Origin of the sequence: Paenibacillus provencensis, from assembly GCF_042678545.1 — a bacterium.
GTDB lineage: Bacteria > Bacillota > Bacilli > Paenibacillales > Paenibacillaceae > Paenibacillus > Paenibacillus provencensis.
The window spans coordinates 109841-125556 of record NZ_JBHTKX010000003.1; the positions used below are offsets into that span (position 1 = coordinate 109841).

The following is a 15716-nucleotide window of genomic DNA, read 5'->3' on the forward strand; positions in this document are numbered from 1 at the left end:
ATCCAAAAAAAAATTTTAAAACATTTTTTCTACACCGAGGATTATGCGAAAAATCAAGAAAGAACAACCAAGCAGCTGTATGTTCTGGCGGTAGGAGATTAGAACTCTTTTTTTGGGACTTGGAAGAAAGAGGGGGATAGATTATAATGTGCATAAAAATAGGAACACACGTTCTTATTTTAATAAATATGAAAGGTGGAATGGGTATGGATCAGACAGTTCAGTATTATCAACAGGAGCTTAAACGTATCGCATGGCGTCTCGGGTATCGGGCCCGTTCGGAACGCCGCAGGGAGATTCCGATCATGCATGAGCATGTGCATTTGTCTGCAAGCTCTCTAGAGCAGGAGGTAGATTCTAAACTGTACGTTGAATATTTGCTGGGGCTGATTCCCTCAGAGACAGGAAAGCGAGTGGTTCGGCTCTTCTATATAGAAGGGCATAGTGAAGCAGAAATATCTAAACGAATGAATATAAGCCAGCAGGCGGTGAACAAATGGAAAAGAAAATCGATCCAGAGCATATCCCAGAGAATGAGTTCCTAAGGCTGGTAGCAGGCGTTAAGCAAGGAGACGAGGACAGTATGACCCGCATCATCGAAATGTTCGAAGAAGATATGCGGATTCTGAGCCGGTATATTCCGATGCCGAAGGAAGATGCGCTGCAGAGCATGAAGCTGGAATTAATTGAACTCATCAGGAACAGCACACTGTATAAAGAGGAGAATAACGAGAAGGAAGGGTCAGAAGAGAAGGAGTAGAAGAGGAAGTGTAGTCATTATGTTGGTTACAATGAAGCACGAACTACCCGCTGCCCGGGAGGACTGCGGGTACACTATTTTTTGCGCTACTACAGTAAAATAGTGCAAATGAGCATGCTAGCTCATAAGTTGATTTCAATATAGATCACAAGTTGTCAACACTAATGCAAACGTTTGAACTGATGTCGATTCCACGTGTAGAGGTTCATGTGTTTCGTAAAGCTTATGTGGTTCTCATCACGGTATGCATTGAAGATTGCCTAACCATTAAACGATGCGGAATGATGTGGCGCTTGCAGAATAGCGACTTATCATCTCCCTGAATGGCTTGGATGAGTGCCTGTGACGCTACATATCCAAGATGATATATTCCGATGTCTACACTGCTTAGTGGAGGACTGTACAGTTCTGAGACTGCATTATTGTTAAAACTGACAATACATAGGTCCTCGGGGACCTTATAGCCTAATTCATTTAACCCGCGAAGAACACCGAAGCTCACCACGTCATCAATGACGACAAGTGCTGTTGGGCGTTCGGGAAGCGTCATGTAAAATGACATGGCACGATACCCGCTCTCCTGCAGAAAATCATCTTCGACAATCCACTCAGATTTGGTAGAGAGACCGGCTTCATGCATGGCTTTTTTGTAACCCTTCATACGGTCTTTGGAGACAATCAGGTTCTTGGGACCGCTGACAAAGCCTATGCGTTCATGGCCGAAAGATATCAGATGCCGGGTTGCATCATAGGCGGCCTGTACATTGTCAGTATCCACAGATAATACATCCTGATACAGTTCATTCCGTCCCACAAGTACAAATGGGAAGTCTAGATTATGCAAATATTCTACAACGGGATCATTTTGCCTGGAGTGCAGCAGAACGGCGCCGTCAATTCGTCCACCATGGACCAGTCTTCCGACAGCTTCCACTTCCTCCTGCTCATTAGCTCCCGAGCTGATTACAATATCGTAGCCTGATTTGTTGGCCTGGGACACAATTCCACGAATAAGCTCCATAAAGAAGGTGTTAAGGAACAGCTCTTCAGCCGGTTTGGGCAAAATGACACCAATACTTTTGGTTGTCTTGGATACTAGGCTTTTCGCCATCATGTTCGGATGATAGCCCAGCTCCGTCATAATCGTACGAACCTTACTGGCTGTCTTCTGGCTGATTCTTGGATGCCCGGACAAAACACGGGATACCGTGGATGGTGAGACCCCTGCCATTTTTGCCACGTCTTTTATCGTTACCGCCATTTGTTTCACCTCCTCCGTGGAACCGTTTGCGTTTTACCGATTATGTTAATCCATGAATTGCATATTTGTAAATGAGATTTTTTGTCCGCTGATGAGAACTCCATCAAAAATGAGTTCATTTGGTTAAATGCCCTGAAAAAGGCTATAAATCACATTATATTCTTACCCTCGATCATAACTACATAAAAATTTTGGTATATAATACCTAGGATTTACAAGTGGCGAACTCAAAAACATGAGTAAATAGTAGCATAGAAACGGAAAACGGAGATATTAAGTGTTAATTTTATATAAATGGTCAATTATGGCTGAAAATGCTCTATGCAAACGTTTTAACAAATTTGAATTCTCGGTTATGATTAGCTTGCTGATAAAGCGCTTACTTAGCCTGATTTTTATCAATATCCTCTGTATTTTGATTCAAGTGCCTATCTAAAGAGGAAATACATCTAACTATTTGGACAAACGTTTGCACAATAGTTTCAAAAATATCATAAGCGCAAACATTTGTATGAAATCCAAATATTTCTGAACAGGAGCTTGATCGGGTTAAGCGCATGCAGAACAAAAAGGGGAAGGGATGATTTACACATGAAAAAAGGTAAAAAATTTAGTTTTATGACACTCTCGCTTGCCATGACGGTCTTTTTGGCTGCATGTGGTACGGGTAACAATGCACCGGCTGAAACTGAACCTGCACCTGGGGCAGAGACACCTCCTGCTGAAGTAGAGGAGCTGCTTCCTGAAGAAGGTGCTGAGCTTACCGTATGGGATGGCGGCGATCAGAAAGCATTTATTGAAGAAGTGGGCAAAGCATTTGAAGAGAAACATGGAGTCAAAGTAACCTTCACTGAGCTTGGAGCTGACAAGGCAATGAGCCAGATGGTAACGGATGGACCTGCCGGTGTAGGCGCTGACGTATTCGCAGGCGTGCATGACCAGATCGGTCAAGGGGTTACTGCAGGAGTTATTATGCCGAATGACTGGTTTGAAGAAGAAACCAAAGCGAGAAACAGCGAAGTTGCTGTTAATGCTCTGACATATGACGGAATTCTGTACGGTTATCCAAAATCGGTTGAAACAACGGCCGTATTCTATAACAAAGATCTGATTGAAGCTGTTCCTGCTGACTGGGACGGTGTGAAGGAATTCGCAAGCACCTTTAATGATACGAAGAGCAATAAATTTGCGATTATGTGGGATGTAGGTAATGGTTATAACGCATTCCCGTTCTTTGGCGGTTATGGCGCTTATGTATTTGGAAGTGACGGCACAGATCCTACAGATATCGGCTTGAACAATGAACAAGGTATCGAGGCAGCAACTTTTATGCAGAGCCTGAAAGAAATTCTGCCGCTCAATTCTTCCAACATTAACGGGGATATCCGCAAATCCTTGTTCACTGAAGGCAAGCTGGCTATGAACGTATCTGGTCCTTGGGATGTGGGTTCTCTGAAGGAAGGCGTAGCTAATCTCGGAGTTGGCGTGTATCCAAGCCTGCCTAATGGTGAGCCGATGAAGCCGTTCTCTGGCGTGAAGAGCTATTTTGTAAATGCAAATACGAAGTATCCGAATGCTGCTAAACTGTTCGCTGACTTTATTACGAATGCAGAGAACCAAACGAAGAACTTTGAAATGACAGGTGCACTTCCTGCAAATACAGAAGCTGCCGCAAGTGAAGCGGTGAAGAGCGATGAGATCGCTTCTGCCTTCCTTGCACAATTCGAGAATTCAATTCCGATGCCTTCCATCCCGGCTATGGCACAGTTCTGGTCCCCAATGGAAGCTGCTCTGTCCGAGCTGTGGAACAACGATAAAGATCCTAAAGCAGCTATGGACAGCATGGTAGAGCAAATGAAGAGCAACATTCAAACAGGTTCTTAATAGGTAGATTACGTAGATCAATATGTAGAAAAAGACAAGAGGCCATCGCGAGAGACTTTAGTAAAATAAGTTTCACGCGGTGGCTCCATACCATCTATCGGAAGGAAGGGCTGGGACCATACATGAGTAGAGGACAATCACCGGTAATGATGTCAACCGGGAAGCCGCAGTCGGCTTCGGGCAGCCATGCCCGCACAGGCGCTATTTTATCAGCTGTATTCATGGGGCTTGGGCAGTGGTATCACAGACAATGGGTAAAAGGCGCAATCTTTTTTCTAGTCGAAGTCATTAGTATATATTTGATTATTTCACAGCTGGGAGCCAATCTATGGGGGCTCGTAACACTGGGAGATTCACCTTCAAGAATGGAGAAGGTAGGACGTCTATATCAAAATGTGCCGGGTGATCATTCCATATTCATGATGATCTATGGGCTCGTGGCACTGATATACTTCGTGCTTCTTATTGCTTTTTACATTGGAAACATCAAGGATGCTCATCGTATCGGACAGCTCCGCGATCAAGGGAATCAGGCACCATCCTTCCGCCAAACGGTAAAGCAGCTGCTGGACAAAGGGTTCCCGTACCTGCTGCTGTCGCTCCCGACCATCGGTGTGCTCTTTTTTACTATATTACCGATCTTGTTCATGGTTCTGATGGCCTTCACGAATTATTCCGCTCCCGACCATATTCCGCCGAAGAACCTGGTGGATTGGGTCGGCTTCGATACCTTTAAGAATCTCTTTACGCTGACAGCTTGGAGCAATACCTTCTTTGGCGTATTGATCTGGACCATTATCTGGGCAATTGTTGCTACGGTAACGACTTATTTCGGAGGTATCCTGGTTGCGCTGCTTATTCAGCAGCATGGAATACGCTTCAAGACCATGTGGCGCACCATTTTTATTATTCCTTATGCGATACCGCAGTTCATCTCGCTGTTGATTATGAAGAACCTGTTCAATTCTCAATTTGGACCGATCAATCAGTATTTAGGCATGCTGGGACTCGGCGGGCTGCCGTGGCTCAATGACCCATTCATGGCCAAAGTCACCGTCATACTCGTCAATATGTGGATTGGTATTCCGGTATCGATGATTCTTGTGCTTGGTGTGCTTACAGCTATTCCGAAGGATTTGTATGAAGCGGCAGAGGTGGATGGTGCTTCCGCATTCCAGAAATTCCGCAACATTACAATGCCGTTTGTACTATTCCAGACTGCGCCAATTCTGATCATGCAGTTTGCGGGCAACATCAATAACTTTAACGTAATCTTCCTGTTGACCGGAGGTGCTCCGGCGAACGGTGACTATGCATTTGCGGGTAGTACAGACCTTCTCGTAACGTGGCTTTACAAGCTGACGCTGGATAATCAAAGGTACAACTTTGCATCTGCGATCGGTATTCTAATATTCATAATCATCGCCTCGTTCTCGATCTATAACTATCGCAGAAGCCGTTCGTTTAAAGAGGAGGATATGATTCAATGAAGAGAAAAAAACGGATTAAGCTCACCTTTAGTTATATTTTGCTGATTCTGATCGCCATCGTATGTATATATCCCGCCCTATGGATTATTATGTCTTCCTTTAAAGTCGGGGATTCCTTATACAGTGAAACGATCATACCTGAACAGTTTACATTGCAGCACTATATAGATCTGTTTATGCCGCAGGCAGACAAGGATATTCCTTTTCTCCAGTGGTACTGGAACACACTGAAGATTGCTGTCACGAGCATGGTGCTCGGAACGATTATCCAAGTGCTTACTGCATATGCGATGTCTCGCTTCCGGTTCAAAGGACGTCAGACGGCAATGTCAGTCATCTTGATTCTTGGGATGTTCCCAGGCTTCATGAGTATGATTGCTGTATACGTGATGCTGCTGCAAATGAATTTGCTCGATTCAGCATGGGCTCTTATCCTCGTATATACCTCGGGTGCAGCACTCGGTATGTTTGTAGCGAAGGGCTTCTTCGATACCATTCCGCGTGCACTTGAGGAATCGGCATTGCTCGATGGAGCGAGTCACATGAGAATTTTTGTTTCTATTATATTGCCGTTATCCAAACCGATTATTACGTATATTTCCCTGATGACATTCAGCGGAGCATGGGTTGATTTTATTTTTGCCAGACTGATCCTGCGCTCACGTGAAAACTGGACATTGGCTGTCGGCTTGTATGAGCTGGTAAACAGCTACACGAGTACCGAGTTTACACTGTTCGCGGCAGGTTCTGTTCTCGTAGCTCTGCCGATTACCCTCCTATACATGTTCCTGCAGCGCTTCCTGGTGGATGGCTTGACTGCAGGAGCAACGAAAGGGTGAGGCCTATGTCGCCGCGCTATCTGCAAGGGCTAAGCAAACGCTTTGCATATCCCGTCATTGTTCTCCTGATAGCTGGCATGCTGGGTGCGTGCAGTAGTGAAGGAGCCGGAATAGGACAGCAGCCGCATGGAGAAGAGCCCGTTACAGAAGATGCCGAAGCTGGGCAGAAGAATTCTGATGGGAGTGCTGCTGCCGAGGAAGCTGAAGCAGGAGGCCAAGGTAACGCTGAACTCGCCACCCTTGAACAGCCGTCAACCGTTTATTATGAGATCTTTGTTCGTTCCTTCTATGATTCAGATGGAGATGGGATCGGAGATTTGAACGGGATTACGCAGAAGCTGGACTACTTAAATGATGGTCAGCCTGGCGGACAGGATCTTGGCGTGGGAGGGATATGGCTGATGCCAATCAATCCCTCTCCCAGCTATCACGGATATGATGTGACGGATTATTACGATGTCCATCCCGATTATGGAACGAAGGATGACTTGAAGCGTCTGCTGGAAGAAGCACATAAAAGGGGCATCAAGGTCATCATGGATCTGGTTGTCAATCATACGAGTACAGAGCATCCATGGTTTAAAGAATCGAGTATATCTCCGGACAGTGAATACCGTGACTGGTACAGCTGGGCAGAGGACACGGGTGAGAATACTTCAGGGATGAGTGCCGCAGGCAGTGGGCCGGCTTGGCACGAACAGGAAGGCATGCATTATTTGGGGACTTTCTGGAGTGGAATGCCGGATCTTAACTTTGACAATGAAGAAGTTCGATCTGAGATGCTCAAGATCGGTCAGCACTGGCTGGAGTTTGGTTTTGACGGATTCCGGCTTGATGCAGCGAAGCATATTTACGAGGATGTGCAGAGTGACCGCAGCACAGAAACAACGGAGAAGAATGTCTCTTGGTGGCAGGAATTCAGAACGGCCATGAATCAGGTCAAGGAAGATGCTTATATTGTGGGAGAGGTATGGGAGAACTCCCCTGTCTCCGTAGCGCCTTACTTGGACAGTGCATTTGACTCGGGATTTAACTTTGGGTTGGCAGATCAAATCATTCGTACGGTGACCAGCGAGACGAACGGTGGGTTTACTGTACAGCTAGCCCGGAATTATGAGCTGTTTAATGAACAATCCGGAGGAGCATTTGTTGATGCAGTCTTTCTGGCCAATCACGATCAGAATCGCGTTATGAGTCAGCTAGGCGGATCGGAAGATCATGCAAAAATGGCGGCATCCATCCTATTGACCCTTCCCGGTAATCCGTTCATCTATTATGGTGAGGAGATCGGGATGGAGGGCGCTAAGCCGGATGAGCAGATTCGTGAGCCGATGCTATGGTATCAAGCGAAGGCTGGTGAGGGACAGACGACCTGGCAGACACCGAAGCATAATCTGGGCGAGGCTGCTGTAAGTGTCGAAGACCAGCTGCCGGACAGCTTATCCCTTCTGTCTCACTATCGTAAACTGATCGATTGGAGGAATGGAAGCCCAGCCCTCACAGATGGGACGATTGCCGATTTCGATCTGGATGACGATCAGCTGTTAGGGTATGTCAGGGCAGCAGAGGAAGAGCAAGTGCTGATCATTCATAACCTCTCTAAAGAGGAGAGACAGGTTGTCCTGAACGACTCAGAAGTGAAGTATACCGAGCTTGTACATGCTACAAATGCGGAGGCGAAGTGGGCAGATCAGACATTGACGCTGCCACCTTATACTTCAGCCATTTTAAAATAATTCACATATATTATGATGAAAGACCCTTTCTTGAGCGCTGAGTCAATCTCTCTGACCAGGTGCTAAGCAGAGGGCCTTTCTCATTGTAATGACGCCCATGTTCTTATATATGGATTAAAGAGCCTTTGGGTTCCTGTGGTTCTTACTTAGGAAAGACCAAAATTGTTGGCCTGCCGGTGTGAGCTCATTCATTTTAGATAATGTGATGTGCATAGTGACATCTTCCTTAGAGAGACCAGGGATCGAGAGCTTCACAACTCCTCTATTTTTCGAAAGTACAGCACTTGCCGGAAAAAAAGTAATCGCTTTGCCTGCAGCAACCATGTTTACAGCTGCTTCGGGTGTCGCAGCAAATACTCTCTCCCATAGATGGGCACCCGTGATCTGCGTAAAGCGCTCCATTCGATCGGATATCCATCCGCAGCTCTCATAATTAACAAACATATATTTGCTTAGGTCTCCAGGATGCAAAGTTGACTCGTGTGTAAAGGGATGGTTCTCGGGGACGAGGAGAATCAGCTCATCTGTATGGATCAAAACTTTGTCAGAAGACGCTTCTTCTAATGGTTTGCCCAGCTTGTCCAACCTGGCCGTAATAAAGTTCTCCTCGCTGCCTGGATCTATTACCTCATTAAACAAGCGGTTTGAAATACGAATACCAGGATATAGATCCGCGAATTCGGCGATAAGACCGGGAAGGTAATAGTTTGAGACCATGGGATCAGATTTGATCTGAAGACTTCCCTGATTCAGTTCACTGAACAGCTGTGCCGTTCGCCGTGCGGTCTGATCCAGATTTATCATTTGCTTGGCATAGGGCAGGATGGCTTTGCCCGCCTCTGTGAGCATGATTCTGCCCCTTGCTGCAATATATAGAGTGGTCCCCATATCCTTCTCAAGGCTCTTCATATGAAAAGAAACCGTCGGCTGCTTCATCTCAAGCTCCTTGGCGACATCCGTAACTTTGTTCCATTTATCTATTAACACGAGAATCTGAAATTTAATTAAATTCATTACGAGGTTCCTCCTTGCTTGAAGTTATCACTTTTGTAAACGAATTTTTAACATCTATATATAGTAATCTTGCAAAAATAGACGCAACATTTGGAATATAAGATCATAATTTAGTTCATTATAAGGAGGATTACAGGAAAAAAGGCGCACTTCTTTATATCTATCATAGATTTATTATATGCTTTAATAGATTTTGTGTATACATATTTAATACACATTTAACAAAGGATAAATTTTAAGATGATGCACCACCACTAAAATGAGTAATGTAAGTGGTGAACACAAATAAGACCACACACAAATTGGGGGAGGACAACCTAACATGTTCAAAAGAGTTAAGAAATTACCTTTAATGATGACTACACTAGCGATGACCGTCGTACTCGCTGCCTGCGGATCAGGTACAGATACGAGCGGATCTGGAAATACAGACCCAGCAGGGAGCTCTAATGGCAACACAGAAACAACACAGCTTAGCGGTTCCGTGCTTGCAGTAGGATCTACAGCGCTTCAGCCGCTTGTTGACCAAGCTGCACAAGATTTCATGACGATTGAAGGTAATGAGAACATTACAGTTCAAGTTCAAGGCGGCGGTAGCGGTACTGGACTTACACAAGTGGCTGATAAGCAAGCAGACATCGGTAACTCCGACGTATTTGCTGAAGAGAAGCTTGAGGCTGATCAAGCAGCACAACTCGTTGACCATCAAGTAGCAGTAGTTGGTATGGCAGCTGTAGTAAACAAAGAAGTAGGCGTGACAGATCTGACTAAGCAACAGCTGTCCGACATCTTCAATGGTAAAGTGACGAACTGGAGCGAAGTTGGTGGAGCGGATCAAGATATCGTGATTATTAACCGTCCTGCAAGCTCTGGTACTCGTGCTACATTTGAGAAATACGCGCTTGGCGCAGCGGCTCCTGACCTTGAAGGATCGATTCAAGAAGAATCTTCTGGTAACGTTAAGAAGCTTGTAACTGAAACTCCTGGTGCAATCGGCTACCTAGCATTGTCCTATCTGGATGATACACTGACTGCAGTTAAGTATGAAGGTATTGAAGCAACTGTAGAAAACATCGAGTCTGGTGAATATCCAGTGTGGGCTTATCAGCATATGTACACGAACGGTGAGCCAAATGAAGTAACAAAAGCATTCCTTGATTACATGGTTTCTGACGAAGTTCAGAACACTTATGTTGTAGAGCTTGGTTACATTCCAGTTAGCGGTATGCAAGTTGAGCGTGACGTAGAAGGTAACATCACTGAAAAATAATGCTGAATACGAATTAAGCGGTATGAAATCTAGGATTCCTCAATAATGATTTCATACATGACCTAATGAGAAGAGGCGGGCAAATTTGCCCGACCTCTTTCGTTCGGTTAACGGCAAGATATACAAATTATACTAAAATGATTCAAAAGGATGGTTTAGATGAGTCTAACGAAGAGGGAGCCGGTGCTAGAATCCGGTGAACAGTCTCGTCCCAAGCGGGAGAAGCATTTCTACGAGGATTGGATCGGTAAAATATATACTTCCATCTGTGTAGTTTTCCTTATCGTCGTCATTGTATCAATTGTTTTTTTTGTAGCCTCCAAAGGGCTTGCTACCTTCTTTGTTAACGGTGTAAGCGTCAAAGAATTTTTTACATCGGCAACATGGAACCCGACATCTGATCCGGCTTCTTACGGGGCTCTGCCATTCATTGTCGGCTCCTTCGCTGTTACAATTCTGGCAGCACTGATTGCAAGTCCATTAGCGCTCTGTGCGGCGCTGTTCATGACCGAAATAGTACCCGGTAAAGGCAAGCGAATTCTGCAGCCAGCCATTGAGCTCCTGTCCGGTATTCCATCGGTTGTCTATGGTTTTGTTGGTTTGAGTGTCATCGTTCCATTACTGCGTTCGATCTTTGGAGGTACAGGGGTTGGTATTCTTGCAGGATGCCTAGTCTTATCCGTCATGATTCTTCCGACAATTACAAGTATTATGGCAGATGCGATTACGTCTCTTCCTGGAGGACTCCGTGAATCCTCCTATGCTCTCGGAGCTACTCGCTGGCAAACGATTGCCCGTGTTGTCATTCCGACGATGCTTCCTGCGCTTCTGACGGGTGTCGTGCTCGGTATGGCGCGTGCATTTGGTGAAGCTCTGGCGGTACAGATGGTTATCGGTAACGCTCCATTTGTACCAACTTCATTACTGGAGTCAGCATCTACACTAACGAGTGTAATTACGCTTAGCATGGGTAACACTGCAATGGGTTCAGTTCACAACAATGCGTTGTGGAGTATGGCACTTGTGCTGCTGATCATGACCTTCTTGTTCGTCTTACTGGTGCGTTTGCTTGAAAGGAGAAACCAGGTATGATGAAACCAAAAACAGCCGATAAATTAGCCACTGGCATCATCATCGCTTTCGCTGTATTTATTATCGCGATCTTGGTGGGATTGATCGGTTATATTATACTTCGCGGCGTTAGCCATATCAGCTGGGACTTCCTTACCAGCCGGCCGCAAAATCTTCGGGGCGGAGGCGGAATTGGGCCGCAGCTCTTTAACTCCGTGTTCCTGCTTATCTTGACTCTAATCATTACCATTCCGCTCGGTTGGGGAGCCGGTATTTATATGGCGGAATATGCGAAACCAGGCAAGATTACTAACTTTATACGATTGGTTGTTGAAGTACTATCCTCTTTCCCTTCCATCGTTATCGGTTTGTTCGGTTTGCTATTACTTGTTAACACCTTTGGATTTGGCTTCTCACTCTTGTCCGGTGCACTTGCGCTCGCCGTATTTAATCTGCCGCTGATGGTACGTACGACAGAGCAGGCCTTCCGTTCCGTTCCGACGGCGCAGAAGGAGGCCGGTCTTGCACTCGGCTTGTCCAAGTGGAAGATCATTACTTCCATTTTGCTTCCGGTTGCGCTGCCTAGCATGATCACGGGTACGATTCTTGCTGCCGGACGGATCTTCGGTGAAGCCGCAGCGCTGATGTATACAGCCGGCATGAGTAGTCCGCCGCTTGACTTTACGGACTGGAATCCGTTCAGCGAAAGATCACCGCTGAATCCGATGCGTCCGGCAGAAACACTAGCCGTGCATATCTGGAAAGTCAACAGTGAGCAGCTTGCGCCTGATGCGCTTGAGATTGCGGCAGGAGCTTCGGCCGTTCTCGTTATCCTCGTTCTTATCTTTAACCTGCTTGCGCGCTGGCTTGGACGTGTTGTATATCGCAAGTTGACAGCGGCTAAGCGTATGAACTAGTAGAATCGGCTTTTTGTATATAGGGAGGTACTTTGAATAATGCCACAACAACCTTTTAGCACAGAGGATCTGAGTGTTTTTTACGGCGAGAAAGAAGCGGTGAAGGGAATCAGCATGGAGTTCCCCAAGAATACCGTAACTGCCTTGATTGGTCCTTCTGGATGCGGTAAATCCACGTTCCTGAGATCCTTGAACCGAATGAATGATGAGATTTCTGGGGCTCGCGTTACAGGTCATATATGGATGGACGGCAAAGACCTGAATGCGCCAGGCACAGATGTTATCAAGCTTCGGCAGAACATCGGAATGGTGTGGCAGAAGCCAAACCCGTTCCATAAATCGATCTATAACAATGTTGCGTTTGGTCCGAAATACCGCGGTGTCAAGAGGAAGAAGGATCTGGACGAAATCGTGGAAAAAAGCTTGCGTCGTGCCGCTCTGTGGGACGAGGTCAAAGATCGTCTTAACGATTCTGCCCTGGCCCTGTCGGGTGGACAGCAGCAGCGTCTATGCATCGCTCGCGCCCTGTCGGTAGAGCCGCAGATATTGCTGCTGGATGAGCCGGCTTCGGCACTAGACCCGGTATCCACAGGTAAGATTGAAGAGCTGATTACCGAGCTCAAAAAAGATCTGCGTATCGTTATCGTTACTCATAATATGCAGCAGGCAGCCCGGATTTCAGATTTTACAGCGTACTTCTACTTGGGTAATCTCATGGAACGTGATGTAACGGAGAAAATCTTCTCTAATCCGGAGAACCAATCGACTCAAGAATATATTATGGGACGTTTCGGCTGATCGGAGATTATCGAGAATTCATAATGATCAGATGAGCACAGCTTACGGCTTAAGAAGTCGAAGCTGTGCTTTTTTTGCATAGTGTCAGTTCTACAGGCTATTACAGAGTGGGATTCAGTAGATTCATACAGAAAAAGTATCGCTGTGCTCGGCGTATTTTACAGTATCGATCGTGCTTGTCCTCCTGTCGTTGGTGCTCTGGTTGATTAGTCTTCTCCGTTCGAGAAGTGGCTGTTTTGATGAAGCTAAGTCTATAGATCAGCCCAATGTAATTGCTCTATAATGACAGGTATAACAGGGTTAGATGTATAAGCGAATAACAAAGAATGCGCATAATATATCTTAAGAGAAGTGAATCAATTTTATATCATTTTGATCTATATATACTCTTGATTTAAGCAACTAAAGGTATTATGAAATTGATTCAACTCATTAGAAATAAATATAAATTGATTCAAGTAGTGAATAAATCTGAAAAAATCTTTATGGTGTGAGAAAAAGTAACATTATGCTGCTCTATATAAGGTTGGATCGTTACTTTTGTTGACATGTAGTCAGCTTATCGATTAATCTATTTATAGTGAGTTGGAAATTGATTCAGTACAAAAAAAGAATAGGACAGCGGATGAAGATCAATGGGAGAGATCACGTGGGAAACCATGTGACACCGAAGGAGCAAGCTGATAAGCACCCGGCTTATACAGCAGAATCTCTCAGGTAGAAGAACCTTGATTCGACGCAACTCTGGAGAGAGCCGATGCGCCGCCAAAGGGGTAAGTGAGAGTGAGGGCGATTGCTATGCGCCGGCCACTTCTGACGAAACTTTCAGGTACCAGGACAGAGAGAGGGGATGTACGCCCTTACTCTGTCCTTTTTTTGCGTGGAAGAACTGATATTTCTGCACAGAATAAGTTAGAACGATGAGAAATGGGGAGTTAAGATGACAAGGTTCAAGGATGTATTCTCAATTATCGGGCCGGCAATGACGGGACCGTCCAGCTCCCATACGGCAGGGGCCGTTAGACTTGGGCGTATCGCCCGGCAGTGGCTTGGGACGAGACCGGAGAAGGCGAAGATGATATTATACGGCTCTTTTGCCGACACTTATAGAGGACATGGAACAGATCTGGCGCTAATCAGCGGACTTATGAATATGGCTACCGATGATGAGCGAATTCCGGATGCAGAGGAGTGGGCTGAGAAGCTGGGAGTGGATTATGAATTCGTAACGAGCGGTCTTCCGGCGGCACATCCGAACACCGTGAAATTTGAGCTGTCAGCAGGAGAACGAACTTGCACGATGGTGGGAGCTTCCATTGGTGGAGGGAACGTTACCGTCTCTTTATTGGATGATTTTCGAGTGCAGCTGACAGGTGATTTTCCTGCGGTTGTGCTCAGGCATTCGGATAAAGCCGGAGTTATAGCTTCGGTAACAACAGCGATCAGTGAATCCGGCGTCAATATTGGGTTCATGCAAGTCGACCGCAAAGGCCGGGATGGTGAAGCGCTCACAGCGATGGAGACAGACACGGTACCGGCATCGGATGTACTCATGAGACTGAAGTCCCTGCCTCATATTTTTGATATCAAGGTCATTGATTTGAAGAAAGGGGACGATACGGATGCGGTTTAAGCATTTAAAGGATCTGAATGCGATCTGTACGGCTGGCTGAGCTGATGATTGAAGAGCAAGTGAAGGAGACCGGAACGCTAGAAATTGAGGTTGTGCAGCAGATGGCGGATTATTATCAGGTTATGAAGCAGGCTGTGCATAAAGGAATGAACGAGGATACAACATCGCGCAGTGGTCTGACAGGAGGAGACGGTCAGCGGGTGCGCCATTATTTGCAGAACAATCAGAGCTGTTCGGGTGATGCATCTACACTTGCTATGGCCTATGCACTTGGCGTGTCCGAAGTGAATGCTTCCATGGGAAGAATTGTAGCAACACCTACCGCGGGATCAGCAGGTATAATTCCGGGTGTATTCGTAAGTGCACAGGAGCGGTTTGGATGGGATGACGAGCATATGGTTAATGGTTTGTTCTCTGCAGGAGCGATTGGTTATGTCATTGCTAATAATTCCTTCATATCTGGAGCAGAAGGTGGATGCCAGGCAGAAGTCGGTTCAGCGATCGGGATGGCAGCGGGGGCAATGGTTGAGCTTCGCGGCGGAACACCGGAGCAGGTCGTGCATGCGGTCGGTTTAGCTCTTAAAAATACGCTTGGACTCATATGTGATCCAGTCGCAGGGCTGGTGGAGATTCCGTGCATTGTACGGAACGGACTCGGAGCGGTCACAGCGCTTGCAGCAGCAGATATGGCCCTCGCAGGAGTGCGGAGTGCGATTCCTTCTGACGAAGTGATCGATGTCATGCTCGAAGTGGGAAGCGCGATGCCAAGCCGTCATCGGGAGACGGCCCAGGGAGGACTCGCCCAGACGCCAACAGGCAAGAAGCTGACGAAACAGCTGGCAGACGCGAAGAAGGGGAAGACCGCGCCTAAGAAAGCAGCAGATTGAGAGCAATGCGGGGAACTGGCATAATGTGCGGTGTGCCAGAGGCATATGTTGAACTGCACAGTGGAATATCTCTTGTGTAACAATGAACGATGATTAAAGAAGCCAAGACGAATGCATAGGGAACTCGTGTGAATCCCTGTTTCGTCTTGGCTTCTT

13 protein-coding genes, 1 pseudogene and 1 riboswitch are annotated in these 15716 nt (G+C 46.2%); of the genes and pseudogenes, 12 read left to right on the forward strand and 2 right to left on the reverse strand.

The window, feature by feature from the left end:
- The first annotated feature begins 206 nt into the window (after nucleotides 1-206).
- Complete coding sequence (locus tag ACFQ3J_RS19235; RefSeq protein WP_091159402.1) at nucleotides 207-545, forward strand: RNA polymerase sigma factor; 339 nt, start codon at nucleotides 207-209, stop codon at nucleotides 543-545.
- A complete protein-coding gene (locus ACFQ3J_RS19240; RefSeq protein WP_251583727.1) occupies nucleotides 497-760 on the forward strand; it encodes a hypothetical protein in 264 nt (87 codons plus the stop codon). The genes ACFQ3J_RS19235 and ACFQ3J_RS19240 overlap by 49 nt, the downstream gene beginning before the upstream one ends.
- Nucleotides 761-983: 223 nt before the next feature.
- Here ACFQ3J_RS19240 and ACFQ3J_RS19245 read toward each other — a convergent pair whose 3' ends face one another.
- Entirely contained in the window at nucleotides 984-2021 is a 1038-nt protein-coding gene (locus ACFQ3J_RS19245; RefSeq protein WP_091159404.1) for a LacI family DNA-binding transcriptional regulator, read from the reverse strand.
- Between the two features lie 591 nt (nucleotides 2022-2612).
- Here ACFQ3J_RS19245 and ACFQ3J_RS19250 point away from each other — a divergent pair.
- From ACFQ3J_RS19250 to ACFQ3J_RS19265, 4 genes are all read left to right on the forward strand, one after another.
- Nucleotides 2613-3905: a sugar ABC transporter substrate-binding protein gene (locus ACFQ3J_RS19250; RefSeq protein ID WP_244533398.1), complete on the forward strand. Its 1293-nt coding sequence runs from the start codon at nucleotides 2613-2615 to the stop codon at nucleotides 3903-3905.
- Nucleotides 3906-4054: 149 nt separating this feature from the next.
- Nucleotides 4055-5395 carry a carbohydrate ABC transporter permease gene (locus ACFQ3J_RS19255; RefSeq protein ID WP_091159779.1) on the forward strand — a complete coding sequence of 447 codons (1341 nt, stop codon included), beginning with the start codon at nucleotides 4055-4057 and terminating at the stop codon, nucleotides 5393-5395.
- Entirely contained in the window at nucleotides 5392-6234 is an 843-nt protein-coding gene (locus tag ACFQ3J_RS19260) for a sugar ABC transporter permease (protein WP_091159406.1), read from the forward strand. The genes ACFQ3J_RS19255 and ACFQ3J_RS19260 overlap by 4 nt, the downstream gene beginning before the upstream one ends.
- A 5-nt stretch (nucleotides 6235-6239) precedes the next feature.
- On the forward strand, nucleotides 6240-7970 hold the full coding sequence (locus ACFQ3J_RS19265; RefSeq protein ID WP_251583871.1) for an alpha-amylase family glycosyl hydrolase: 1731 nt from the start codon (nucleotides 6240-6242) through the stop codon (nucleotides 7968-7970).
- A gap of 114 nt (nucleotides 7971-8084) precedes the next feature.
- On the opposite strand, the gene ACFQ3J_RS19270 is transcribed toward ACFQ3J_RS19265, so the two are convergent.
- Nucleotides 8085-8984, reverse strand: coding sequence for a LysR family transcriptional regulator (locus ACFQ3J_RS19270; protein WP_251583728.1), 900 nt, complete (start codon nucleotides 8982-8984; stop codon nucleotides 8085-8087).
- 322 nt (nucleotides 8985-9306) lie between these two features.
- On the opposite strand from ACFQ3J_RS19270, the gene ACFQ3J_RS19275 reads away from it, so the two are divergent.
- The 6 genes and pseudogenes from ACFQ3J_RS19275 (at nucleotide 9307) to sdaAA (ending at nucleotide 15560) form a co-directional block, all read left to right on the forward strand.
- Nucleotides 9307-10254 carry a phosphate ABC transporter substrate-binding protein gene (locus tag ACFQ3J_RS19275; RefSeq protein ID WP_091159409.1) on the forward strand — a complete coding sequence of 316 codons (948 nt, stop codon included), beginning with the start codon at nucleotides 9307-9309 and terminating at the stop codon, nucleotides 10252-10254.
- 159 nt (nucleotides 10255-10413) lie between these two features.
- Nucleotides 10414-11346, forward strand: coding sequence for a phosphate ABC transporter permease subunit PstC (gene pstC / locus ACFQ3J_RS19280; protein WP_091159411.1), 933 nt, complete (start codon nucleotides 10414-10416; stop codon nucleotides 11344-11346).
- Complete coding sequence (gene pstA / locus ACFQ3J_RS19285; protein ID WP_091159783.1) at nucleotides 11346-12242, forward strand: phosphate ABC transporter permease PstA; 897 nt, start codon at nucleotides 11346-11348, stop codon at nucleotides 12240-12242. Before pstC ends, pstA begins: the two co-directional genes overlap by 1 nt.
- Before the next feature lie 39 nt (nucleotides 12243-12281).
- On the forward strand, nucleotides 12282-13040 hold the full coding sequence (gene pstB, locus ACFQ3J_RS19290) for a phosphate ABC transporter ATP-binding protein PstB (protein ID WP_091159412.1): 759 nt from the start codon (nucleotides 12282-12284) through the stop codon (nucleotides 13038-13040).
- Between the two features lie 626 nt (nucleotides 13041-13666).
- A riboswitch (glycine riboswitch) is annotated at nucleotides 13667-13778 on the forward strand.
- 202 nt (nucleotides 13779-13980) lie between these two features.
- Entirely contained in the window at nucleotides 13981-14673 is a 693-nt protein-coding gene (sdaAB, locus tag ACFQ3J_RS19295; protein WP_251583729.1) for an L-serine ammonia-lyase, iron-sulfur-dependent subunit beta, read from the forward strand.
- Nucleotides 14663-15560, forward strand: a pseudogene (gene sdaAA, locus ACFQ3J_RS19300) (L-serine ammonia-lyase, iron-sulfur-dependent, subunit alpha). The gene sdaAB and the pseudogene sdaAA overlap by 11 nt, the downstream one beginning before the upstream one ends.
- Nucleotides 15561-15716 lie beyond the last annotated feature (156 nt).